The organism is Paenibacillus terrae, from assembly GCF_005217525.1.
Taxonomy (GTDB): Bacteria; Bacillota; Bacilli; order Paenibacillales; family Paenibacillaceae; genus Paenibacillus; species Paenibacillus terrae_C.
In genome coordinates this window covers 698,078-720,671 of record NZ_PNXQ01000016.1, presented here as the reverse complement: position 1 = coordinate 720,671, position 22,594 = coordinate 698,078, and the positions used below count along the sequence as shown (strand labels likewise).

At 50.0% G+C, this 22,594-nt stretch carries 24 protein-coding genes; 16 read left to right on the top strand and 8 right to left on the bottom strand.

The genetic code is table 11. The features are described from left to right. Window positions 1-5 precede the first annotated feature (5 nt). The 3 genes from C1I60_RS20785 to thiE all read left to right on the top strand — a co-directional run bounded on the left by C1I60_RS20785 (window position 6) and on the right by thiE (window position 2,487). A complete protein-coding gene (locus C1I60_RS20785; RefSeq protein WP_137063419.1) occupies window positions 6-617 on the top strand; it encodes a flavin reductase family protein in 612 nt (203 codons plus the stop codon). A 363-nt stretch (window positions 618-980) separates the two neighbouring features. Continuing rightward, on the top strand, window positions 981-1,850 hold the full coding sequence (thiD, locus tag C1I60_RS20780; RefSeq protein WP_137063418.1) for a bifunctional hydroxymethylpyrimidine kinase/phosphomethylpyrimidine kinase: 870 nt from the start codon (window positions 981-983) through the stop codon (window positions 1,848-1,850). After that, the gene (gene thiE / locus C1I60_RS20775; protein ID WP_137063417.1) at window positions 1,837-2,487 is read left to right on the top strand and encodes a thiamine phosphate synthase; all 651 of its coding nucleotides are present in this window, start codon (window positions 1,837-1,839) and stop codon (window positions 2,485-2,487) included. The genes thiD and thiE overlap by 14 nt, the downstream gene beginning before the upstream one ends. Window positions 2,488-2,665: 178 nt before the next feature. Here the strand turns inward: thiE and C1I60_RS20770 are convergent, their stop codons facing one another. The 7 genes from C1I60_RS20770 to C1I60_RS20740 all read right to left on the bottom strand — a co-directional run bounded on the left by C1I60_RS20770 (window position 2,666) and on the right by C1I60_RS20740 (window position 10,064). Beyond that, window positions 2,666-3,316, bottom strand: coding sequence for a methylthioribulose 1-phosphate dehydratase (locus C1I60_RS20770; RefSeq protein WP_137063416.1), 651 nt, complete (start codon window positions 3,314-3,316; stop codon window positions 2,666-2,668). After that, complete coding sequence (locus C1I60_RS20765; RefSeq protein WP_137063415.1) at window positions 3,317-3,994, bottom strand: 2-hydroxy-3-keto-5-methylthiopentenyl-1-phosphate phosphatase; 678 nt, start codon at window positions 3,992-3,994, stop codon at window positions 3,317-3,319. It abuts the gene before it with no gap. Beyond that, window positions 3,991-5,202: a 2,3-diketo-5-methylthiopentyl-1-phosphate enolase gene (locus tag C1I60_RS20760; protein ID WP_137063414.1), complete on the bottom strand. Its 1,212-nt coding sequence runs from the start codon at window positions 5,200-5,202 to the stop codon at window positions 3,991-3,993. Before C1I60_RS20760 ends, C1I60_RS20765 begins: the two co-directional genes overlap by 4 nt. Further along, the gene (proC, locus tag C1I60_RS20755) at window positions 5,199-6,065 is read right to left on the bottom strand and encodes a pyrroline-5-carboxylate reductase (protein ID WP_137063413.1); all 867 of its coding nucleotides are present in this window, start codon (window positions 6,063-6,065) and stop codon (window positions 5,199-5,201) included. The genes C1I60_RS20760 and proC overlap by 4 nt, the downstream gene beginning before the upstream one ends. Before the next feature lie 39 nt (window positions 6,066-6,104). Next, window positions 6,105-7,397, bottom strand: a complete 1,293-nt coding sequence (locus tag C1I60_RS20750; RefSeq protein ID WP_137063412.1) for a glutamate-5-semialdehyde dehydrogenase — start codon at window positions 7,395-7,397, stop codon at window positions 6,105-6,107. A gap of 18 nt (window positions 7,398-7,415) precedes the next feature. Beyond that, on the bottom strand, window positions 7,416-8,516 hold the full coding sequence (gene proB / locus C1I60_RS20745) for a glutamate 5-kinase (protein ID WP_137063411.1): 1,101 nt from the start codon (window positions 8,514-8,516) through the stop codon (window positions 7,416-7,418). Between the two features lie 366 nt (window positions 8,517-8,882). Then, the gene (locus tag C1I60_RS20740) at window positions 8,883-10,064 is read right to left on the bottom strand and encodes a pyridoxal phosphate-dependent aminotransferase (protein ID WP_137063873.1); all 1,182 of its coding nucleotides are present in this window, start codon (window positions 10,062-10,064) and stop codon (window positions 8,883-8,885) included. A gap of 176 nt (window positions 10,065-10,240) precedes the next feature. On the opposite strand from C1I60_RS20740, the gene C1I60_RS20735 reads away from it, so the two are divergent. The 6 genes from C1I60_RS20735 to C1I60_RS24590 all read left to right on the top strand — a co-directional run bounded on the left by C1I60_RS20735 (window position 10,241) and on the right by C1I60_RS24590 (window position 13,837). After that, window positions 10,241-11,059 (top strand): carbon-nitrogen family hydrolase, encoded by an 819-nt coding sequence (locus tag C1I60_RS20735; RefSeq protein ID WP_137063410.1) that lies wholly within the window; start codon window positions 10,241-10,243, stop codon window positions 11,057-11,059. A 32-nt stretch (window positions 11,060-11,091) separates the two neighbouring features. Continuing rightward, on the top strand, window positions 11,092-12,372 hold the full coding sequence (locus C1I60_RS20730) for a helix-turn-helix domain-containing protein (RefSeq protein ID WP_137063409.1): 1,281 nt from the start codon (window positions 11,092-11,094) through the stop codon (window positions 12,370-12,372). Window positions 12,373-12,607: 235 nt separating this feature from the next. Beyond that, window positions 12,608-13,027, top strand: coding sequence for a hypothetical protein (locus C1I60_RS20725; RefSeq protein ID WP_137063408.1), 420 nt, complete (start codon window positions 12,608-12,610; stop codon window positions 13,025-13,027). A gap of 198 nt (window positions 13,028-13,225) precedes the next feature. Further along, on the top strand, window positions 13,226-13,351 hold the full coding sequence (locus C1I60_RS26235) for a hypothetical protein (RefSeq protein ID WP_289306537.1): 126 nt from the start codon (window positions 13,226-13,228) through the stop codon (window positions 13,349-13,351). Window positions 13,352-13,363: 12 nt separating this feature from the next. Further along, window positions 13,364-13,618: a hypothetical protein gene (locus C1I60_RS25925; protein ID WP_252361815.1), complete on the top strand. Its 255-nt coding sequence runs from the start codon at window positions 13,364-13,366 to the stop codon at window positions 13,616-13,618. A gap of 78 nt (window positions 13,619-13,696) precedes the next feature. Further along, window positions 13,697-13,837, top strand: a complete 141-nt coding sequence (locus C1I60_RS24590) for a hypothetical protein (RefSeq protein ID WP_170970861.1) — start codon at window positions 13,697-13,699, stop codon at window positions 13,835-13,837. 339 nt (window positions 13,838-14,176) lie between these two features. On the opposite strand, the gene C1I60_RS20715 is transcribed toward C1I60_RS24590, so the two are convergent. Then, window positions 14,177-15,094 (bottom strand): LysR family transcriptional regulator, encoded by a 918-nt coding sequence (locus C1I60_RS20715; protein WP_137063407.1) that lies wholly within the window; start codon window positions 15,092-15,094, stop codon window positions 14,177-14,179. Window positions 15,095-15,365: 271 nt separating this feature from the next. Between C1I60_RS20715 and C1I60_RS20710 the strand changes: the two genes are divergently transcribed. The 7 genes from C1I60_RS20710 to C1I60_RS20680 are packed head-to-tail and all read left to right on the top strand — an operon-like array spanning window position 15,366 to window position 22,559. Beyond that, window positions 15,366-16,970 (top strand): ABC transporter substrate-binding protein, encoded by a 1,605-nt coding sequence (locus tag C1I60_RS20710; protein WP_137063406.1) that lies wholly within the window; start codon window positions 15,366-15,368, stop codon window positions 16,968-16,970. Between the two features lie 40 nt (window positions 16,971-17,010). Then, window positions 17,011-17,973, top strand: a complete 963-nt coding sequence (locus tag C1I60_RS20705; protein ID WP_434784426.1) for an ABC transporter permease — start codon at window positions 17,011-17,013, stop codon at window positions 17,971-17,973. Further along, the gene (locus tag C1I60_RS20700; RefSeq protein WP_137063405.1) at window positions 17,970-18,836 is read left to right on the top strand and encodes an ABC transporter permease; all 867 of its coding nucleotides are present in this window, start codon (window positions 17,970-17,972) and stop codon (window positions 18,834-18,836) included. Before C1I60_RS20705 ends, C1I60_RS20700 begins: the two co-directional genes overlap by 4 nt. After that, window positions 18,821-19,591 carry an ABC transporter ATP-binding protein gene (locus C1I60_RS20695; protein WP_252361813.1) on the top strand — a complete coding sequence of 257 codons (771 nt, stop codon included), beginning with the start codon at window positions 18,821-18,823 and terminating at the stop codon, window positions 19,589-19,591. The genes C1I60_RS20700 and C1I60_RS20695 overlap by 16 nt, the downstream gene beginning before the upstream one ends. Continuing rightward, window positions 19,591-20,373, top strand: a complete 783-nt coding sequence (locus tag C1I60_RS20690; RefSeq protein WP_137063404.1) for an ABC transporter ATP-binding protein — start codon at window positions 19,591-19,593, stop codon at window positions 20,371-20,373. Before C1I60_RS20695 ends, C1I60_RS20690 begins: the two co-directional genes overlap by 1 nt. Next, a complete protein-coding gene (locus C1I60_RS20685) occupies window positions 20,360-21,430 on the top strand; it encodes a pyridoxal-phosphate-dependent aminotransferase family protein (RefSeq protein ID WP_137063403.1) in 1,071 nt (356 codons plus the stop codon). Before C1I60_RS20690 ends, C1I60_RS20685 begins: the two co-directional genes overlap by 14 nt. Beyond that, window positions 21,420-22,559: an amidohydrolase family protein gene (locus tag C1I60_RS20680; RefSeq protein WP_252361812.1), complete on the top strand. Its 1,140-nt coding sequence runs from the start codon at window positions 21,420-21,422 to the stop codon at window positions 22,557-22,559. Before C1I60_RS20685 ends, C1I60_RS20680 begins: the two co-directional genes overlap by 11 nt. The last annotated feature ends 35 nt before the right edge of the window (window positions 22,560-22,594 follow it).

The window sequence follows — 22,594 nt, the reverse complement described above, 5'->3', positions numbered from 1 at the left end:
AAACCATGATAACATTAAATCCTGATACGCTTACAGGGCGTGAAAATTATAAGCTGTTAACCGGAAGCATTATCCCAAGGCCGGTGGCCTTTGTGACGACACTGAGTAGCAAAGGGGTGCTGAATGGTGCGCCGTTCAGTTATTTTTCCATCGTAGCTTCCGAGCCGCCGCTGCTGTCTGTGTCCGTACAACGTGTCGATGGGGTGTCCAAAGATACAGCACGTAATGCGATGGAGCAAAAAGCCTTTGTTGTACATATTACCGATGAGGACAATGTGGGTGCGGTGAATGTGACGGCTTCCCGTCTGTCGCCGGAGGAAAGTGAAATCACACTGGCCGGACTTACGCCGATAAAAAGTACAAAAATCGCGGTTCCCGGTGTGGCTGAAGCGAAAATACGCATGGAATGTATCTTGGAGCAGGCAATACCGCTGGGGGGTACAGAGGGTGCACCTGCCTGCGATCTGTTGATCGGGCGCGTGGTGCAGTATCATTTGTCCGAGGAAGCGTATCAAAATACATACGTGATCGCCAAGGAGCTGCGTCCGGTGAGCCGTTTGGCCGGGAATGATTATGCGAAGCTGGGAGAACAATTCACGCTGGAGCGTCCTCAATAGGGGACGTTGCTTTTTTCAGCATAAAGGGTTACGATTATAAAAAAAATAGCACGGGAGCCTGCGGAAGCAAGCTGAGAGTACGACTAATCTGTCGTAGACCGTATGAACCTGTTGGATAATGCCAGCGCAGGGACCTTAGTGTAGGAACACTCTGCTTTTGCATAGTGTTTTTTTGTTGTTTTATACACTTGAGCATGTGCATGCTGAAAACCATATCTCTCGGCTGGAAAGAAGCGCAGGCTCCTGTCATCAAAGGAGCAGGGTTCGCTTGATATTGAAATTCCTTTTACTTTATACGAATAATCAGATTCAGGATCGGCAGCAGAAATGGAAGCGGCAAGAGGTTGTCAGGGGGCCGCAGCTATGACTCATAAGGTGTACAAAGCATTAACCATTGCAGGCTCGGACAGCGGAGGGGGTGCAGGCATACAGGCAGATTTAAAAACCTTCCAGGAGCTGGGTGTGTATGGCATGTCTGTCCTGACGGGAGTTACTGCCCAAAATACACGCGGTGTACAAGCTGTTCATTCCGTTCCGGTTCCTATGGTGGAAGCTCAATTACAGTCCATAGGTACGGATTTACCTCCCGATGCTGTTAAAACAGGTATGCTCCTGGGGGCTGAGGTCATTCGCCAGGTGGCCTCGCAAATTTGCCAGTTTCGGTGGCCTAATGTTGTTGTAGACCCGGTGATGATCGCCAAAGGCGGAGCTTCTCTACTTCAAGATGAGGCAGTGGAAACGCTAAAATCGTATTTGTTACCGTTGGCGAAGGTAGTCACCCCAAACTTTCCGGAAACGGAGGCGTTGACAGGATTAACCCTCTCCAGTCGTGAGGACGCGAAGGAAGCGGCTCGAATGCTGGCTGATTTGGGGACCAGCTATATAATCATCAAGGGAGGGCATAGCGCAGAGACGGAACGGTCCGTGGATTTGTTGTTCGACGGGCGAGATTTTACCGAACTGGACGGACCAAGAATTCATACCCCGCATACCCATGGAACGGGCTGCACCTTTTCAGCGGCGCTGGCGGCTGGATTAGCGGTAGGACGAAGTGTACCCCAGGCGGCACAGATGGCCAAGGCTTTTATACAGTCGGCGATTGAGCAGGGCTTGGGTATCGGCAGTGGGCATGGACCAACGAATCATTGGGCATGGAACGCACGCTGGACAGGAGAAGAAGCGTCTGTGTGGAGCAGAGCAATGAGGGAGGAACGAAGCAATGCCAAGAATTGAAATAGGACGTATGCGGGAGTGTCTGCGTCTTTATTTGGTCATGGGCAGTATGAATTGCAGCCGTGATCCGCTGGTGGTTTTGGAGGAAGCGTTGCAGGGAGGTGTGACCCTTTTTCAATTGCGTGAAAAGGGTGCGGACCGTCTAACGGGAAGTCGCTTGCACGAATTTGCTCAAGCCGCCCGGAGACTGTGCCATCGTTATGACGTTCCATTTCTCGTCAATGATGATGTCGAGCTTGCCTTGGCTGTGGATGCAGATGGCGTCCATCTCGGACAAGATGACGAGCCTGCAGACCGCGTGCGCTCGCGAATGGGCGACAAAATCATCGGCGTATCGGTACACAGTCTAACGGAAGCGGAGCAGGCGGTACGCGCTGGCGCTGATTATGCGGGCGCAGGGCCGATGTTCCCGACTCGTTCCAAGCCGGATGCGCATCCGGTGCAGGGACCGAATCTGGTTCGCAGGCTGCGTGCAGGTGGTGCATGCCTTCCACTGGTAGGCATTGGCGGCATCACAGCGGACAACGCAGCCGGCGTCCTCCAGGCTGGAGCGGACGGTGTAGCGGTCATTTCAGCCATCTCATGGGCAGAAGCCCCCCGTGAGGCTGCACAAAGTCTGAGAAGTATCCTGAAATGATCAAATGGCTTCAATAATGATACAAAGGCAGTCCGGGACGTTATATACACGTCCAAGGCTGCCTTTGTATTTAAAAAAAAGAGAACGCTCCCCTGCTTTCGCTGGGGCTACGTTCTCCGCATTCAAACTGCACTTTTCAATTAAAGCAGGCGCACATGTAGCAAGTCGCTCTTCATAACTAAGGTCTTAGCAGCAAGGAGCGGTACGTCGCTTCAAACAAAAATTCAAACGCCTCCAGATGCTTTTTAGCCTCAAACACATCACGCCCCCACGCATAAATGCCGTGGTTACGCAGCAAAATTCCCGGCACCTGATCATCCAGCACATCCGGCACCAGTTTGGCAATCGAAGCAATATCCGCGTAATTCGGCAGCACAGGAATGTCAATCGCAGCATTTTCCTCCCAAATGTTAAAAGCCTTAATGAGTTCAATGCCTTTCACAGGTACAGAGCCTTGTTCCCCGTAATATTCGGAAATCAGATTGTTGAAAACAGTATGCACATGGAAAACGGCTCCGCAGCCTGTCAGACGGTAAATTTCGCAATGAATCAGCGTTTCGGCGCTTGGCTTGAGGTTTGTGGCTTCTGCCGCTTTTCCGTGCTGGTCCACGAACAGAAAATCTTCTGCTGTCCGTTTGGTCTTATCCTTGCCGCTGGCAGTAACTGCAAAATAAAATTGTTCAGGATGAAAATCCCCGATCCGTATCGACAAATTACCGCTCGTGCCAGGGAACCAGTTGCGAGATGCGAATAGCTCCTTGACATCAGCGAGTTCTTCCAGTGCACGGCGTTTTTCTTCCAACGTAATGTCTGCCAAGCTAAAGCCCATTTACAGCACCCCTTGCTCCTGTTTTTGCTTTAAATCTTTAATAATGTCGTCAAATGTTTCAAAGGGCACATGCGGCACGCCCAACTCTTGGCACTTTAAAGTCAGGTGCGAGCGGGAGTACACGAGGTCGGCAATTTTGGCTCCTTCAAAATCCGTCAGGCTGTCCCCGATCAAAATTCGTTCGTACTGTTCGGCAGGGTATTGGCGAATCACGGTTGTTTTGCACATACCGCAGTCGTTTGTACATGGCTCCTGACATGGATGCGGCCACGTAATCTCAATATGATTCCCCGAGAAATGGGCACCATTGCAGTAAACGTGATCCTGTGGAATGTCGAAAGGCTCCAGCAGAGGATCAATAAAGAAATCAATACCGCCGCTGGTGACAAAAAATTCAATATCCTGTTCCCGTACATAATCCAAAAAACGGGCAAAGCCCTCGCGTATACCAGCTTGTCCAAGTACATAAGAGATGATTTCATCTTTTTGCGCCGAGGGCATCAGAGCGAACATGGCACCAACGCCTTCACGAATAGACGTGTGTCCGTTCACGATATCATGCATAATGGCCTCACAGCCCGCAGGCTGAAAATGCTTCATAATAGCGACAATATTGTCGCTGTTCGTAATCGTCCCGTCAAAATCGCAAAAAATGACGGGCTTCTTCGCTGTACTCATCGTTCCCCTCCCCACGTGTCGAGCGCGGATTGCAGCTCGGGGTGCATGCGGGCGTATTCCGCCAGCGGCACAGCCTGACGCACAGCTTCAATCGCCTGCACAAAGGCGCGTCCTCCAGCTTCGGTGCCGAGCGGATGGCCGTGAATGCCGCCCCCGGCGTTAACGACAACATCGGTGCCAAAATCACGCACAATTAACGGCACCAGGCCGGGGTGAATCCCTGCGGATGGCACAGGCATGCTGGCCTTTAGCGGCAGCTCAGGGGTGATCAGCTCATCGCGGATCGCCATGTTTTCCTCACGCGGCATCGTAACCGAGCCATAAGGAGAAGGGAAGAGCACGAGGTCGGCTCCTGCCAGTCGCATGAGCTGACCGAGCAGCACCGACGCCGAAATACCATAATGCGGTGACGGATAAGCAGCACCCGCCAACGAAGGGTGGGCTGCAATCGGCACCGAGACAGCGGGATCGCTGCTTAGTTCATGCAGCACATCGTAGCCATAGGCCAGCACGTTGAACAGCAGGGCATTTGCGCCCGCGTCGATGGCCTTGAGGGCTTGTTCTTTGAGCTGCGAGGTGGGTCCGGTTAAATTAGCAGCATACAGCAGCTTTTTGCCGGTTTCACGCTCAGCCGCTTCGGCGGCTTTGATGCAGGCTTCGACGCGTTTTTCAATCGGCGTCAGCGCATTTTCAAACAAAATCTCGTCATCCTTGATCAGATCGACGCCGCCCAGGGCTTGTCGGGTAAACTGCTCTCGCAGCTCGTCCAGATTAAGGCCAATCACCGACTTGAAAATGCTCATAAGGAGTGGGCGGTCATATACGCCGAGTTGCTCACGCAAGCCGCTGATGCCGAACTTCGGCCCCGGAAAAGCGGAACGGAATGCTTCCGAGAAGCCCAGCTTCGTCAGCTTGATACGGCCGTCCATCGAAATTTTGCCGAAGACCGTCACCAGCAGTGCAGGAATGTCCCGGCTGAAATTCACATCCGGGTAAGCGATGGTCAGGTCGGCATACCGTTCACCTGGCCCTCCATCGTGTACGTCCACGGATTGAACCGAGCCGAGATGCTTTTGCATCGCGTCCCGCTTGGCTTGCGGAAGTTCGGTCCAGCTGCCCACCGTCATGCCGATGGCAATGGATTGGGCCTTTTTGTTAAAATCGGCTTTGTCATCGTATATCCGGTAGGTCGCTAAGCAATAGCTCATTCAATTCCCTCCTTCAGTACAGCTCCCATCTCACGGGATCGTTCAGCGCAACGCTGTACCGCTGCAATGACCGTTTCGTAGAAATCGCCTTTGTCCAGCGTTTCCAACGCGGCTACCGTCGAGCCGTTGGGTGACATGATCTTGTGGCGCAGGGCAGAAGGCTCCTCGCCGGTTTGTTGTACCATGCGTGCCGCTCCAAGCGCGGTTTGCACCGTCAATTCGTGCGCTTGCTCAGGAGTCAAGCCACCGCGGATTCCCCCGGCAATCATGGCTTCCATCAAATAATAGACATAGGCAGGGCCGCTTCCGGAAATCCCGGTCAAAACATCCATTTTCTCTTCTTCTATAACCGTCACCGTACCCACAGATTCAAATATCGTAAGCACGTTTTTACGCTGGTCTTCGCTAATCTCCTTGGAAAAGCTGATGCCTGTGGCTCCCAACCCAATCGAGCTGGATGTGTTTGGCATCGTCCGGGCGATGGGCTGCTTGCGGCCAAGTAACGTCTGCATCGTACGAATGGACAGTCCGGCGATCACCGAGATGATCAGCTGTCCATCCGATAGGAGTGGGCCGAGCTGTCCAAGGGCTTGTGCAGCATCCTTGGGCTTCATGGCAAGCACAATCACCGGAGAACGGCGCAGCAGCTCGATTTTGGCGGCATCCTCGGTTTGGAACAACACCCCATATTGCTGTTGAAGCTTCTCCAGGCGAGCCTGATTGCTACGATTGATGACCGTAATCCCCCCACGTTTGACAACGGAGCGGGCCATCATCCCGCGAATGATAGCCTCTGCCATCGAGCCTGCTCCGAAAAACGTAATTTGCTCTTGAATTAAAGCCTTTGTTTGTGATTCACACATGGTTTCATAACCTCCAAGGATACGGATTGATAAATGATATTATTCCCTGATTTGTCCAGTACCGTACACACGATATTTGGTTGAAGTCAGCGCAGGAAGCCCCATTGGACCGCGGGCATGTAATTTTTGCGTACTGATCCCGATCTCGGCACCAAATCCGAACTCAAAGCCATCCGTGAAGCGGGTGGAGGCATTGTGATATACGGCTGCCGCGTCCACTTCTTGCAGAAAACGTTCGGCATGTGCTTCATCTGCGGTCACAATACACTCCGAGTGCATCGTACCGTACCGGGCAATATGCTCCAGGACTTCGTCCAAATGGTCTACGACCTTGACGTTCATAATGTAATCATTATATTCGGTGCCATAATCCTCTTCCGTGGCTGGAACAGCCCAGGGAACCAACGCCTGTGTCCTTGCGCAGCCACGCAGCTCAACCCCGGCCTCACGAAAACGTTCTGCCAAACTCGTCAGATGTGCCTGTGCATATTCTGAGTGAACGAGCAATGTTTCCATGGAGTTACATACCGACGGTCTTTGCACCTTGGCGTTCAGCGTAATGGCCTCAGCCATTTGTGTATCCGCTGTAGCGTCCAAATACGTGTGGCACACGCCAGCTCCGGTTTCAATGACAGGGACAGTGGAATTCTGAACAACATTTTGAATAAGCGAGCGCCCGCCGCGTGGAATGATCACATCCAGCAAACCGTTCAGCGTGAGCATTTCATTGACAGAGGCACGGTCTGAATCTTCAATGAGCTGAAGCGCATCGCGCGGTACGGCAGTGGTGTCCAACGCCTGTTGGAGAACTTCAATGATTTTGCGGTTGGAAAACAGGGCAGCCGAGCCACCACGAAGCACAACCGGATTTCCTGTTTTCAGACACAGGCCCGCAGCATCCACCGTCACATTCGGACGGGCTTCATAAATGATGCCGATGACACCCAACGGTACACGTATTTTCTCAATCCGCAAACCGTTTGGACGTTCGATATGCTCCAGCGTGTCACCGACCGGATCAGGTAGCTCCACAATTTGGCGCAAGCCTTCGGCGATGGCCCCGATACGCTCCTCGGTCAGCTTGAGGCGATCAAGCAGCGATTCCGACGTTCCCAGTTCCCGTCCACGCTCCAAGTCGTTTTTGTTCGCTGCAATCAGCTCTCCCGTATGGCTCACCAGTGCCTCAGCCATAGCGAGCAATGCTTCATTTTTTTGTGCTGTCGTCAGTCGGTTCATGGCCCCGGCGCTTTTTTTGGCCAGAGTCGCTTTGGTCCGTACCTCACTGAACTGGCTTTCATCTGTTGTGGCTGTGTTTGTCGTTAATTCACTCATGTTACGGCCTCCCCGCATTTATAATGTAATCCATTCATCCCTGTGAATCACTTCAAGCCGGTGAATAGGGCCGATCTTGCCCACAACCTCGCCGCTTGGCAATCCTTGTACGCTTCGAAGCTGTCCATCGTCATAATTGACAATGCCGCGCCCCAATACCTTATTTTCCGGCCCCAGCACCTCAACAACATCTCCGGCATGAAAGCTGCCTTCCACGCGCCGTACGCCAACGGGAAGCAGGCTATGACCGCCATTCACCAGTGCTTCCTCGGCCCCCTGGTCTACATGCACCGTGCCGAGCGGCGTCGACATGAAGCCAAGCCATTGTTTTTTCATCGGCAGGGAAGAGAGGTGGGTGTCAAAATAAGTCCCCGGCCCATGTCCCTCCACGGCGGCATCCAGATCGCCGTCTGCGTTGACGCGTCCCACAAACACAGGTACACCACCGCGTGTGGCGACTTTGGCTGCTTCGATCTTGGATCGCATACCGCCAGTCCCTACGGCTGACCCGGAACCTCCAGCAAATGCATAAAGCTCCTCGGTAATCTCGTCGATGCGTTCAAAACGTACGGCGTTCGGATGCTTGCGCGGGTCTGCCGTATATACGCCATCGGTATCTGTGATAATGATCAAATGCTGTGCCTTGACCAGATTGGCGACCAGCGCAGACAGCATATCGTTATCACCGAATTTCAATTCGTCAATCGATACAGTATCATTTTCGTTAAAAATCGGAATGACCTGCTGGCGCAGCAGTTCTTCTACGGTCATTCCAGCATTGTTCATCCGTTTGCGGCTCAAAAAGTCACTGCGTGTCAGCAGGATCTGCGCGCTCACCAAGCCATAATCCCTAAAAGCCTGTTGATAGGCTTGCATAAGCAGTGCCTGACCTACGGCTGCCGCCGCTTGTTTCTCATGCAGCAGCTTGGGGCGAAACGGGTACCCGATCTCACGAAACCCGGCGGCGACTGCACCTGATGTGACCAGCAGTACTTCATGGCCTTTCGAACGAAGTCCAGCGATTTCGCGTGTAAAATAAGCAATGGATTCCCGATTCAAGCCCCCTTCGACTCCTGTTAAGGAGCTGCTCCCGATTTTAATGACGATTCGTGTTGACAAGACGTCCACTTCCTTAATTTGTACTCTTTTTAATATGAGGATTTGCAAAATCCTGAATATACAAAAAAACTTTCATCCTTTGTATGCAAAGGACGAAAGTTTGTGCTTCCGCGGTACCACCTTCATTGATGATTTATGATCATCCCACTTGAAACCTGTTAACGGCAGGAACCGCCTGACTGCGCAGGGCGCTCGGGGATAGGAGTTGGGAGAGGGTCCAGGTAAATTCTTGCAGCCTATCGGAATTTACTCTCTGAACAGGACGGGTCTCTCTTAATAGTCCCTTCAACGCGCTTAATGATATTGGTAACAGAATACCATGAAAAGGTCGGGTTTGGCAAAGAAGTTGTAGCTGGGAAATACGGCTTAACCAAACAGGTTCAGCTTGCCAATTCGTTCAACCGCCTCGGTCAGTCGAGCTTCCGAGCTTAGCAGCCCCGCCCGCACATATCCTTCGCCGCCGCTGCCGAAGCCGATCCCTGGAGCGACAGCCACCTTGGCTTCCCGCAGCAGCAGATCGGCAAAGGAAGCTGAGGTATAGCCCTGCGGCACGGGCAACCAGCTAAAAAAGGAGCCGCTTGGACGCGTCGCCTTCCAGCCAATTTGCCCAAGCGCATCATAAAAAGCGTTGCGGCGCGATTCATAGCGTGCAACCAGCTCGCCCACGCAGTCCTGCGAGTACGTGAGAGCGGTCGCCGCCGCTGCCTGAATGCCACCAAACAGGCTTACATAAATATGATCCTGTAGCAGATTAATCATCGAGATGATTTCAGCATTACCAAGCGCGAAACCGACGCGCCAGCCCGCCATATTGTACGTTTTGGACAGGGTATAAAACTCAATCCCTACGTCCCTGGCACCTTCGGCCTGAAGGAAGCTCACCGGACGTTCGCCGTCGAAGCCGATAGCACCATAGGCAAAATCGCTGGCAACCACAATGCCGTTACGCTTCGCAAATTCAACCGTTTCCTCATAGAAGGAAAGAGGTGCAGTGACCGAGGTCGGATTATTCGGATAATTGAGGAACATCAGCTTGGCCCGGCGGCGGTCTTCCTCGGAAATAGCCTCATAATCGGGCAGAAAACGGTTCTCTTCCTTTAATGGGAGAAAGGACATTTCCGCTTTAGCCAGGGCTACCCCGGACCAGTAATCCGGATAGCCGGGATCAGGCACGAGACACACATCGCCGGGATTGAGTAAGACTTGCGGCAACTGCACCAAGCCTGTTTTTCCGCCAAACAGGATGGCGACCTCGGTTTCCGGGTCGAGCGTCACACCGTAATCCTCCTGATAGCGCTGGGCGATGGCTTCCTTGAGAAAGCCGTAACCGCGAAAAGGTGAATATTTATGATACAGCGGGTTAGCCGCTGATTCTTGCAAGGCTTTTACAATATGAGGTGGCGTAGGTGTATCCGGGTTCCCTTGCCCGAGATTAATGACATCATGCCCTGCCGCAATTTCACGGTTTACATTTTGTACGAGTGTGGCAAAAAATTGAGTGGGCAATTGCTTCATCACATCAGCGGAGGGGATGGGAAACTTACTCATCATTTCACACGACCTTTTGGAATAGTTTGAGGATTAATTTATCACGATTTAACCAAGTTGTATAGAGGGGATTGGTCTTATGCGGTTGCGTGGCCGAGCCTGATCGGGCTATGATGGGAGAAAATGCCGGACAAGCGATCACCGGAAGCTCCGGTTCACAGGGAGGATGAACGATTTTGACGTATCATGAAGCTCAGCCGTTCAGTGTTGCACTCATACAAGCTCATATTGAGCTGGGGAATCCCCCGGAAAACCGCAGTCATATTCGTACGTTAATGGAACAAGCGGTGACAGTCGAATTAAAGCCGGACCTAATTGTACTGCCGGAAATGTGGAACACGGGGTATGCGCTGGACCGCATTCATGAGCTGGCGGATCAGGAAGGAGCGGAAACCCGCGAATGGATATCGGCATTCGCTTCTACTCATCAGGTGAACGTGGTAGCCGGATCTATCGCGGAGAAGAAAAGCGACGGTCATGTGTACAATACGATGCTCGTTTTTGACCGATCCGGTGCAGAGGTTGCTTCGTATTCCAAGATTCATTTGTTCCGGCTTATGGACGAAGAAAAATATTTGCAGCCTGGCGAGGAAAAGGTTTTATTCACGCTGGATGGAGGGATTCAGGCGGGTGCGTCGATCTGCTACGACATCCGTTTCCCCGAACTAGCCCGCAGTTTGGCCCTGTCTGGCGCAAATCTGCTTATCGTACCTGCGGAATGGCCACATCCCCGTCTTCATCACTGGCGTACGTTGCTGACTGCAAGGGCCATTGAAAATCAAATGTACGTCATCGCCTGTAACCGGGTAGGTCGCAGCGGAGATACGGATTTCTTCGGGCATTCTCTCATTATTGATCCGTGGGGAGAAATCATTGCCGAGGGCGGAGAGCAGGAGGATATCATCACAGGAACAATTGAGTCAGCCTTGGTGCAGGACGTGCGTGGGCGCATACCGGTGTTCGAGGACCGTCGTACATCGCTGTATGATCTGTAATTTGGCAACCTTTAATCAGAAAGGAAACGTCCATGCTGAAGGAACGCATTGAATTTTTGTGTAAAAAGAAAAACCTGTCCCGTAAGGAGCTGGTGGACGGGCTGGTGACCCCCGCACATTTTGCGAATATTCTGGCTGACCGTTACCCGTTGGCCGAAGATTTGGCCGAGCAAATCGCTGAGCGTCTGGGTGTAAATCCGTCCTACCTGCTGCGTGCAGCCGCAGAGGATGAGGAGACGCTGGCTACAGCGGAAATGATTTTTACGGAGCTGTCCAAGCTGGCTAATCCCGCCACGGAAAGCTTTGTGGATCAGTTGGAGGATCGCAACGACTCGCTTGTGGTGGAGATGACCACTTATTTGATGAAGGCGGTCTATTTTCAGCAGTTAAATGATCCGACGGCTTATGAATATTTGCATCAGTCCTATTTGAATTTTTATTTGGAGAAGTTTGGGCGTTCGGATGAGGTGGAGTTGCCCGCACCGTTGAAAAAAGCGATTTTATTTTATAAAATCCAGTATTTCAGATCCAAAAATCATTATTATGATGTACTGAATAACGTTACACAGCTAAGCCGTCTGGTGGAAGAGGGCACGGAAAACTGGCTGAACGCGCAAAATATAACGATGGAAGCCTGCATTCAGGTCAAGCAATTTGATCAGGCGAAGCAGGTATTCGAGCAGACGATGAGAAGGGTGTACGATGATCGACTTTTTCACCGTTTGACGGGCTTGTATGTGGCTTACAGCGGGTATTGCTTTGCTATGGGTTCCGTGCAGGAAGCGTTGCTAACGCTGTCTATGGCGGAGGCCAATCTGGTCTATTTGGAAAATGCGGCGGATATGCTTACAACCATCTTGAACAATCGGATTATTATGCTGACGTCGATTGGCGAGCTGGATAAGGCATTGGAGGAAGTGGCGCGTTTTGAAGCGTTGGTTAGCCGGGAGCGGGAGGAAATGCAGCAGCTGATGCGGCCCGTGACACTGGTGTACCGCTGCGAAATTGCGTTTACCCGCAAAAACTGGGGACAGCTGTCACAGCATCTGGACCAACTGCGCCAAACCAGCCTGACGACGGATCAGCAGATGGGGCTTTATTTCTATGAAAGCCAGTTGGCGCTTGCCAAAGGAGATCAGGACGCTTTTTGGACGCATGCGCTGCAATGCTTGCCTTATTTTGAAGCTTTACAGCATCCGGGTCGGCTTGAACAATTGTATGAGACGCTCGCGGTTCTATCCGAGGACAGTCGTCGCTATAAGGAATCTTCGGCGTATTATCGGAAATTGGTCTATCTTTTACGCAAAAAATAGCCTGAAATCACTCGCTTTTCACAAAATAGTGGGCTGATCGAGCGAAAGAATGCTTCAAATCGCGCAAAGTTTTGTGTAAAGCATCCCATTGTTCAAAAACCAACCGGAAAAATACAGGTTAAAACTCCTGTTTTTCCGGTTTGTTTGTATGCGCCAAAACGTATTGTGATGCCGGATAGGGCCCCATATACTGAATACATAAGGACCGACAATACGAAAAACGAGGTGCAACCACATGATGAACTTTTTCGGTAAAAAGAAAAAACAAAAGGATGCTTTGGAGCAAGCAGATCAATTGATGAATACGGGCTTGTCGGGATTGTTTATGAAGGGTTTTGTACCCAAAGAGCATCGCGAGCAGATCAATCAAAGTCTAAACTCGGCAAGGCAGTCTCAAATGGCAGCTAACGGAGGCTTGGCCATGGCGGCGACTGCGGTTGTCATTTCCGTGACAGATACCGGGAAGCTCGTGAATTTTGACCCGATTATTGTGCTCGTACTGGATGTAACGGAAGCCAACGGCAACAGATACCAAAAGACACTGGAAACGCTCGTATCCAAGCTGCAAATTCCACGTACGGGTGATACGGTCGGCCTCGGCAGCAATCCCGCTAATCCGTCAGAACTGATATATATGGGTTTGGTCACAGCCTAATGCATTGAACATCTACAAGCTTAATTACAAAAATTCACATGGAAACGAAGTAGTCGGAATAGTGCTGTATAAGCAAAGTGGCATCATAGGTAACTTTTAAGTTCAGCTTATATAGATGATAAAAAAAGGGGGTATGAACGATGAAAGGTTTTTTGACTATGATTCGTCATTCCGTTGGTCGTATCGTAGAAAGACAAAATGAAGGTGGGCATTGACCTGAAAGGCCAGGTTTCACAGTCGGATTTGCAGGCACTATTGGATGAGCAGATGGTAAAGCAGGGCGTATCGCCTAAGCTGATAGAAATTTCCAAAACAGGTGAGTAAGCGTATGCGAAGGTGCTGGATGTTACACCGCTGGGCGAAGCGGGGCCTAACAAAATCAAGCTTCAATTTACACAGAGTGTAACGAAAAGCAATGGCGACATGTTTAAGGTAACCATACCAAAGGATATTTTCTATTCCCAACTCTCCAAGCTACAGCAGGGAAGCATTATAGAGGTTATTTATTCACCGCAAGATCCATCGAAGCTGGTCCTTAAGACACAAGTGAATGAATCGGACGTACAGCAAGCGTTTGGTTCTTCCAGATAAAAAATATTATCGTTCCTGTTTCAGATACAGCTCATAGGTGTATTATAATAGTATCCCGACACCAGGAGGTTGATAACGATGGATAACCAAAGTAGATCCGAACTGGCGAATAGGGATGGCCTGTCACGGCCGAGAGGCTTAAATAGACAGGTTGTCGGCAATAATCACGAAATGGGCTATGATCAGGATAAAAGTTCACCGGATTCAGGGCGACCCTGATCACGACAAGGCGAGGACAGGCACTTTGGGATCACACAGCACATTGGAACTGAGGTAGGGCATTCTTGGGAAACCAGGGCATGAGACCTTAAGGAAAGAAGTGATGCGGGATGGATAAAGTGGAGTTTCCGAGCAAGTGTAAGGTAATCAGGCGAGGCTGACATGGAATTCAAGGGAATATGAAATAAAGTTCGTTGAAACCAGGTGGAGCAGCATAGCAACATTGTAATCGAACCTAATGGAACTGAACATTAAATTTGGAATGTATAGGGGTCTAGCCCCGGGACCGTCTTCTTCTCTGGCTTTGGCTGGGGAGGAAGACGGTCTTTTTACGTGAGACTACTTTTCGGAAAGCTGTTTGACCGTTTCGCGGAAGGTTTCAATAAAAGCCTCGGCCGCTTTGGATAAATAACGCCCATTCCGATATGCAATGGCCAGTGTACGGCTTGGCGTCGGTTCAGCCAGTGGCAGCAATGCTGGAACAAATTCGCTGCTGGCGGCCCGGGCGATGAAACGAGGCACGAGTGTCACCCCCATCCCTGTCGCTACGAGCGATTGGAGGGTTTCCATATTGGTGCTTTCAAACACCACATTCGGCTCAAAGCCCGCTTGATGGCACAAGTCCATCGTCAGCTTGCGGAAGCCCTGTCCTTTTTTCAGGACGACAAAAGGTTCGTCTTTCAGCTCTTCCATATGCACAGGCTGCGGCTGGTCGCCGTTTTTGCGCAGAGTCAGCGGGTGACCCGGGGGAACAGCGAGATCAATCCATTCTTCACCGATAGGCACATAGGAAAGTGTCGGTTCTACTAATGGGAGAGAAAGCAGGCTGAGATCGGTATCGCCGCTGGCTGTTTTTTTCTCTAGATTCATGGATGAATCCTCGACCAAAACAATTTCAATATCCGGGTGCGCCTTCTTAAACACAGGCAGCACATGCGGCAGCAAATGGGAACCCGTGATAGGCATGCTGCCGACGACGACCTTCCCTTTGCGCAACTGAGAAATATCGTCCATTTCCTGTCGGAGTTGCTCGACGGCGTCGACGATCTTTTTCGCTTGTTCCACAAAGCTTGCTCCTGCATGCGTTAATTCCACCGTACTTGTATTGCGTTGAAATAACAGCACCCCAAGCTCTTTTTCCAGTTTGGACAATTGCTGACTCAGGGAAGGTTGGGCAATGTGCAATTTTTCCGCTGCGCGTGAGAAGTTTTTTTCCGCTGCAATTTGCAGGGTGTATTGAAGCTGTCTGAATTCCATCGAGTTGTAGACCCCTTTTATATGCTTTTATAATGGTTGTCGGCTTATAAGATTTACCTATTACATCATAGATTGATTATACAATATTTTAATCAAAATCCCAATCCCGATGAACTCCATGTGTTCACAGGCTGGAAAATCCCTATGCTTACTTTTATCTTTAATTTTTTAAATTATGGTATTTAATTCTGTTTGACATGTCAAATGGGTTCACCCATAATACTATTCATATTAAGACAATATGTTTTATTGGAGAAAAGGGGAAAATGGGATGTCCAAACTTATTGTATCTTTTAGGAAGCCGTTTTTAGTTGGATCTTTAGTATTGCTTTTATTGGTTCTCGTGGCAGGATGCTCCGGCTCCAAAAATGATACAGGTCAAAATACAAATGCTACTCCTAACCCAAGCAAAACCGCTGATCAACCCGCAGAAGGGGGAACCTTTACATATGGTCGCCCGGCTTCCGTAACCTCGTTTGATCTGCACAATCAGATTACATCCAATAATGCTTTTGCTATCGACAAAGTATTTGAGCCGCTGGTCGCCTTTAACAGTGATGGAAAGATTGTGGATTGGCTTGCAGAGTCGCACAGTATAAGCGCAGATGGTTTAACCTATACTTTTGTTTTACGCGATGGCTTGAAATTTTCAAACGGAACCGGAGTTACTGCCAAGGATGCGGTTTTTTCAATTCAGCGTCATTTAAATGTAGGAGGTCCTCTTGCAATAGCAGCACAGGTGGCCTCGCTTTCGGCTAAAGATGAAAAAACACTCGTAATTAAGCTTAAAACGCCGTATACGCCGTTTATTTCTGAACTATCAAACTTTTCCAATGGTATTCTTCCAAAGGATTTCGGCGGTGTCTCGGAAAAAGAATTCTTCAAAAATCCGGTCGGTACTGGTCCCTTTGTCGTTAAGAAATGGGATTCTGCCGGTGATCTTACTTTCAGCAAAAATAAATACTATTGGCAGAAAGGCAAGCCCTACATCAATGAACTTGTCTACAAGCTCATTGAAGATGACAGCCAAGCGATTAACCAGTTGAAGGCTGGCGCGATTGATGCTATTGAGTCTGTAGCTCTTGAAAATGTAAATGAATTAAAACAAGGTACGGATACCAAAGTGGCGACCAATGGAAGCTGGGTGACAGAGCAATTGTTCTTCAATACCCTGGACAAGCATTTTTCGGATGTGCACGTTCGCCGTGCGCTGGCGTTGGCGCTTGACCGTAATGGATTGACCAATGCGGTTACCTTTGGTTTCGCAAAGCCAGCCAATTCGCTTTTGCCGCCAGCCATTCCCTACAACACGAACGATACGATTAAAGCTCTCAGCTTTGATACGAACGCTGCCAAAGCAGAGCTTGCAAAATCAAAGTTCCCTAATGGGTTTTCTACAAAATTGCTCATTGCCTCTGGAAACAACTCAAGAACTCAGGAGGCACAGATTATTCAGGCGGCCGCCAAAACGATCGGCATTGATATTCAAATTGAATCTGTTGAGTTGGCCTCATTCCGCGAGCGTTTCTTTGCCTATGACTTTTCGGCAATGATCAACAGCGGACAAGCGGATTCTCCAGAAGCCAACTCGATTCTCGCTTTCCAGACAGACCCGGAAGGCTTTAGCAAGTCGTTTTGGACTCATTACACGAACAATGAAGTTACCAAGCTCCTGCACGAGGGGCAAAAAACACCTGATGGGGAAGAACGTGCGGGAATTTACGCCAAGCTTCAACAAATCCTTGCTGATGAGGTGCCTTTCATCCCGCTTTATTATCCGGATATTCTGAAAGGTGTTCGTTCTTCCGTTGATGGTCTGGTCGTGCTTCCCAATAACAGTGTTCGTTTTGAAGATGTACGTGTGAAAGGTAATTAGATCCTTGACGGCCCACAATTTATTTAAAAAGTCTGCCGGATTGTCTGCAAATCTAACTTCCCCACACAAATGGCTTGTGCGTGCTATGATAAGAGCCGCATCCGTAGTCATCTGTGTGGTGGTGGCAGTCTTCTTCATCATAAGGCTGGTACCGGGAGACCCCGCCAAAATGATTCTGGGTGAATACGCCACAACTGAGGCTATTGAGAGTATGCGTCACAGGTTGGGGCTGGATCGTTCTCTTTGGGAGCAGTTTATAGGCTTTGTGCACAATTTCTTTACACACGGTGATACCGGCGTTTCGATTGTTTTTGAGACTTCTTCAAGAGAGTTGATTGCAGAGCGGGCCCCCGTGACGCTGCTGCTCATTGCAATGACCTGTCTTTTTGCCATCATCGTTTCGCTGGTACTGGCCACCCTTGCGGCAACACATAAAGACGGACTGCTTGATCATATGATACGCATCCTGCCTGCTGTAACGCTCGGTATGCCGATTTTTTGGGTTGGACTGCTACTGATTCTGGTATTTAGCGTTCGGCTTCACTGGTTTCCCGTTGGGGGAGTCGGCGAGGGCTGGCTTGGAATCTTGTACAGTCTCGCCCTTCCTGCGATAACTGTCGGATTGTCGCAAATTCCCTCGCTCGTTCGTTCTTTAAGAGCGCAGATGCTGGAAGTGCTGGAATCTGATTTTGTTGTGACCTTGAAGGCAGCGGGAATCCCCGGCAGGGTTATACTGGTAAAGCATGTCCTGCGCAATTCCGCTCTTCCTGCTCTTATGCTGCTTGGCGTAAACATTGCCTACCTGATGGGCGGCACGTTGGTAATTGAACAGGTTTTTGGTCTCAAGGGGATCGGAAGCCTGTTATTTTCAGCCATTTCAAACCGGGATTTTCCTGTTATACAGGGGATTGCTCTTTATTGTGCGCTATCTGTGGTCATCATCGGCTTTGTGATTGAGGTTGCTTCTGGGTATCTTGATCCCAGGACGAAAGGAGAACAATGAAACGCACGCAACTAGATATTCAGATTCAGAAGGCGGGTCATAGCAACCGCTCTTGGGGAAAAATACTAAATACTCCATCTCTTCTATGGGGTAGTATTATGTTTGCGTTACTCATAGGCATTGCAGTGTTTGCACCAGTTATCAGTCCCTACCAGCCTTCTGATCCAAATATTTCGGCAACTTTACAACCCCCGTCCTTCGAACACTGGCTGGGAACCGATCAACTGGGGCGTGATCTGTTTACACGGCTGATCTATGCCGCACGGACTGATTTGAAGATTATGGTGCTGGCGGAGATCATCCCTTTTTGTATGGGGGTGTTTCTGGGAATGCTTGCCGGGTATTATGGTAAATGGGTAGATACGGTTATCACGCTTTTGACCGATACGTTGATTGCGTTCCCTTTTTATTTGATTGTCATTATCGTGGCGTTTGCAAGCGGTACGGGTGAACAGGGGATATATATTACGTTTGCTCTCGTTGGCTGGATCGTATACGCTCGTGTGGTCAAGGGGCTTAGCGCATCCTTTCGCAAGCAGGAATGGATAGCCGCTGCCAAGACACTGGGAATCCCGAATATTAAAATCATACTGCGCCATCTTCTGCCGAATGTGCTACCGCAAGCAGTGGTAGTGCTTATGACGGATATGGCTGTTCTGCTGGTGGCCATTGTTACGCTAGGCTATCTCGGTATCGGCATTGCGCCGCCAACTCCGGATTGGGGAACGATGATTTCTGATGGGCAGCCCTTTATATCTACAAAGTGGTGGCTTTCAGCCATCCCGGGCTTTGCGGTGGTATATACGGGGATAGCCTTATCCCTTGTGGGCGATGGGCTAGCAGATATATGGAGAAGAAAATGAATGCTATGAATCCAATTTTAGAAGTGGAAAATTTGTCGCTCAGGGCGCGATCGAATCATCAATTGGTCACCAATGTGAGTCTTAAAGTTGAAGCGGGCGAAAGCATAGGACTTGTGGGGGAATCCGGATCTGGAAAATCGCTCACCCTGCGCTCCATTATAGGGCTGCTTCCCTCTGGTATTGAACAGGTTGGCGGGAATATTAGGAGCAATGGCAGATGCGCAATGATTTTTCAAGACCCGATAAGGGCACTTGACCCTCTCTGCCCGGTGGTCCGGCAGCTTGCCGAGGTTGTGTACTACAGGCAGAAGGTGAGCCGGAAGGTCGCGCGTACAATAGCTTTGGAACTGCTTGAAATGCTCGGTCTTCCCGATTCCTTAAAGCATACTGACCGTTACCCCCGCCAGCTTTCAGGCGGCCAGTGTCAACGTATTGTTATTGCGATGGCTTTGGCGTGCAAGCCGCGCATCCTTCTTTGTGATGAGCCAACAACGGCGCTTGACGTAACGGTTCAACGGCAAATCATTGACGTTATTTCACGTCTTCAAAAGGAGTTGGGTTTTGCCATGGTGTTTGTTACGCACAATCTTGCCGTAGCTGCTTCGATGTGCTCAAAGCTTTGCGTTATGAAAGAGGGAAGAATCATAGAGCGGGGAGACACTTTGCCCCTTTTACAAAACCCGCAAAATCCGTATACACAGTTGCTGATAAGCTCAGTGCTTCCTCTCCCGGATCTTGAAAGGAGCGCCGATTGATGAAAACAGCCTTGCGGATAGAAAATATAACGGTTGCTTATGGTAAGTTCACCGCGCTTGATCAAGTAAGCCTGGAGTTGCAGGAGCGTACCACGCTTGGTCTTGTGGGAGAATCGGGTTCAGGAAAGTCTACCCTCGCGCGGGTAATAGCCGGGCTGATCGCCCCGGATGAGGGCCGGATCATGCTGGGTTCTCAGGTACTGGACAAGCGACGGAGCCGGGAGCAGCATAAAAGAATACAAATGGTTTTTCAAAACCCGGATTCCTCGCTTAATCCAAAGCATACGATCAGGCAAATCCTTGCCGAAGCCTTGCTTTTTCACAAGATTGTTGACCGCACTCAAGTGGACAAGAGATGTAGGGAACTGCTTGCACGTGTTCACATCGATGAAAGCGCCCTTGGCAGATTCCCTCACGAATTTTCCGGCGGTCAGCGTCAGCGGATAGCGATTGCCCGCGCATTAAGCGTTGAGCCAAGCATACTTATCGCAGATGAACCAACGAGCGCACTGGATGTTTCGGTACAACGGAGTATGCTTGAACTGCTGAGCACACTCAAATCGGAGCTTAATCTTACGATGCTTTTTATCTCTCATGATCTGGGAGTTATAAATGCCATAAGCGATATTGTTGCTGTAATGCGACAGGGGAAGCTGGTTGAGATCAACCCCAAGGAGAAATTCTTTTCTCGTCCTGAAACGGCTTATAGCCGTGAGCTTTTGTCTGCTGTACCCAAGATGCCAATATCCCATTCTGCAGGAGGTATTTATGAGTCAAAATAATAAAGGATTTGTACCTCTTACAATATCGGAGTTTGATACGCTAACTAACTTGCTCTCCAAACTCCTGTCCACTCAAGAATCACCAGTCATCATACCGGGCGAGGCGATCCTGGGAATCGAGGCCATAGCAGCAGGCATAGCCGCGCCTGACCGTACAATTCTAAACATTGTGACAGGTCCCTATGGAACGATTTTTGGTAACTGGCTTGCGCGTGGTGGAGCAGAGGTCATCGAGCTCAAAACATCTTTTGATGAAGTGGTAACTGTAGATGAAGTCGCCGCAGCGATTGAGCGATATAACCCATGTGCGCTTTCTTTCGTGCAGGCGGAAGTGGTCACAGGAGGCTCCAATCCAACAAAGGAAATTTTGGAGCTTGCCCGTCGGTCAAAAATCATAACCGTGATAGATGCGGTTTCAGCAATCGGGGGCGAACCGGTGCTGATGGACGAGTGGGGAATTGATTTTGTAGCTGTGGGTGCGCAAAAAGCATTAGCCGGCCCTAACGGGATCAGCGCTGTGGGGATTTCTTCACGTGGCTGGGAGTTTCTGGCCTCCAACAAAAATGCGCCGCGCAATTCCATTCTGTCTTTGCTTGACCTAAAGCGTTCTCATGATAGTGCGACTCCCTTTCGGGTTCCTCCCAACATCCCTGTCTTGGAAGCCCGGGCGCTTATAGAGGCCTTAAAGCTTATTGAAGAAGAAGGTCTGGAAGCGGTCAATCGCCGCCATCGTTTAACTACATCCGCTGCAATTGCTGGCATTACGGCCTTGGGCCTTGAACCGTGGCAGCGTAACAAAGACAGCTACTCAACGTTGACTACAACGGTTCGGATTCCTCAAGGCGGAAATCTCAATATCGAACAGCCCCTGGGCATTGTCGCACCCGGAGATGGGGAATTGCATCATAAACTCTTACGAATTAACCATTTTGGGGCGAAGGCAAATCAGCAAAGCGTCGAAGAAGCCATCCTGACGCTTGCAGAGCTTATGCATCAAGATCCTGATCATGCGCTGGCGGCCCAAAGGTCAATCTGGGGGAATAAAGTTGGGAAATAACATTCAAAAAGAGTTAACCTACAAAAATATATTTGTGGCGGGGATTGTTGGGAAACGATTCGATATAACAATCACTAATGGTCGTTTTTCGTCCATTGCAGAGTCCGTATCTCCATACGCCCAACAAAATAGCCCAGATGGCGACTTATGGATTAGCCCCGGCGTAATTGACCTTCATACGCATTTGGCATGGACGGATTTTAATCATGCTGACCAGGAGAAGCGGGATAAACTGGAGATCGAAGTGATGCAGGCGCAAGCCTTTGAGGCCACCTTCCAGGCTGGAGTGACTTCAGTGCGTGATGCAGGGGGGCTTTTGCCAAGTACGGTGAAGCATATAGGTCAGCATTATAGCCAGCCTTTAAGAGTTTACACCTGTGGTGATATGCTTGGAGCCGGAGATGCACGGGGCTTTAAGCATTTGGAACGGCGGGTAACAGAAATTATTGATTCCGGGGCAAGCTGGATTAAAATTCTTGCAACAGGGGGACTAGGATCGTCACCAGATACAGTGCTGAACCCGATTTTTTCTGAGGAAGAATTCTCTTTTATTGTGCGTAGCGCCCATGCACGCAACATTAAAGTCATGGTTCATACCTGGGGCGGACCTACTGTGGACTGGTCTATTGACGCTGGCGTGGAATCAATAGAGCATGGAATGTATTTGACCGAGGATCAAGCCAACCGGCTTGCGCAATCCAGGACAGTCTTTGTGCCTACTGCTTCCATCTATCGAATTGCTGCAGACCCGTCTGGAGTTCTTTCACTCGACAGGGAAATTTGTGATCGCGCCGCCCGCGCCGCCGAAGCCCATCCTAAAGCTGTCAGCTATGCCAAAAGAGCAGGCGTACGAATTGCGTTCGGTACAGATTTTGCCACACCTTCGTTACATGGACGCAACCTTGAGGAATTAGACACACTCGTAGACTGTGGATTAACTCGAAAAGAGGCTTGGCAGGCTGCCACGGAGTTCGCCGCTGATATTTTGGGATATGGGGACAGATTGGGACGTATAAAAGAAAACTACACAGCAGATGCAATCCTTTTTAATGCTGATCCATATAAGTCACAAAACGCCAATGCACTGCGTGAAAGTATCGTATCGGTAATTCAGGGGCAATTAGAGTGAGACCAATACTTCAGAGAGCATCTTTAATATAGTTA

Excerpts from the sequence above, each read along its gene's own strand:
- C1I60_RS20785 (WP_137063419.1), top strand. The coding sequence starts at position 6 with ATGATAACATTAAATCCTGATACGCTTACAGGGCGTGAAAATTATAAG.
- thiD (WP_137063418.1), top strand. The coding sequence starts at position 981 with ATGACTCATAAGGTGTACAAAGCATTAACCATTGCAGGCTCGGACAGC.
- thiE (WP_137063417.1), top strand. The coding sequence starts at position 1,837 with ATGCCAAGAATTGAAATAGGACGTATGCGGGAGTGTCTGCGTCTTTAT.
- C1I60_RS20770 (WP_137063416.1), bottom strand. The coding sequence starts at position 3,316 with ATGGGCTTTAGCTTGGCAGACATTACGTTGGAAGAAAAACGCCGTGCA.
- C1I60_RS20765 (WP_137063415.1), bottom strand. The coding sequence starts at position 3,994 with ATGAGTACAGCGAAGAAGCCCGTCATTTTTTGCGATTTTGACGGGACG.
- C1I60_RS20760 (WP_137063414.1), bottom strand. The coding sequence starts at position 5,202 with ATGAGCTATTGCTTAGCGACCTACCGGATATACGATGACAAAGCCGAT.
- proC (WP_137063413.1), bottom strand. The coding sequence starts at position 6,065 with ATGTGTGAATCACAAACAAAGGCTTTAATTCAAGAGCAAATTACGTTT.
- C1I60_RS20750 (WP_137063412.1), bottom strand. The coding sequence starts at position 7,397 with ATGAGTGAATTAACGACAAACACAGCCACAACAGATGAAAGCCAGTTC.
- C1I60_RS20740 (WP_137063873.1), bottom strand. The coding sequence starts at position 10,064 with ATGAGTAAGTTTCCCATCCCCTCCGCTGATGTGATGAAGCAATTGCCC.
- C1I60_RS20730 (WP_137063409.1), top strand. The coding sequence starts at position 11,092 with ATGCTGAAGGAACGCATTGAATTTTTGTGTAAAAAGAAAAACCTGTCC.
- C1I60_RS20725 (WP_137063408.1), top strand. The coding sequence starts at position 12,608 with ATGATGAACTTTTTCGGTAAAAAGAAAAAACAAAAGGATGCTTTGGAG.
- C1I60_RS26235 (WP_289306537.1), top strand. The coding sequence starts at position 13,226 with ATGAAGGTGGGCATTGACCTGAAAGGCCAGGTTTCACAGTCGGATTTG.
- C1I60_RS24590 (WP_170970861.1), top strand. The coding sequence starts at position 13,697 with ATGGATAACCAAAGTAGATCCGAACTGGCGAATAGGGATGGCCTGTCA.
- C1I60_RS20715 (WP_137063407.1), bottom strand. The coding sequence starts at position 15,094 with ATGGAATTCAGACAGCTTCAATACACCCTGCAAATTGCAGCGGAAAAA.
- C1I60_RS20710 (WP_137063406.1), top strand. The coding sequence starts at position 15,366 with ATGTCCAAACTTATTGTATCTTTTAGGAAGCCGTTTTTAGTTGGATCT.
- C1I60_RS20700 (WP_137063405.1), top strand. The coding sequence starts at position 17,970 with ATGAAACGCACGCAACTAGATATTCAGATTCAGAAGGCGGGTCATAGC.
- C1I60_RS20695 (WP_252361813.1), top strand. The coding sequence starts at position 18,821 with ATGGAGAAGAAAATGAATGCTATGAATCCAATTTTAGAAGTGGAAAAT.
- C1I60_RS20690 (WP_137063404.1), top strand. The coding sequence starts at position 19,591 with ATGAAAACAGCCTTGCGGATAGAAAATATAACGGTTGCTTATGGTAAG.
- C1I60_RS20685 (WP_137063403.1), top strand. The coding sequence starts at position 20,360 with ATGAGTCAAAATAATAAAGGATTTGTACCTCTTACAATATCGGAGTTT.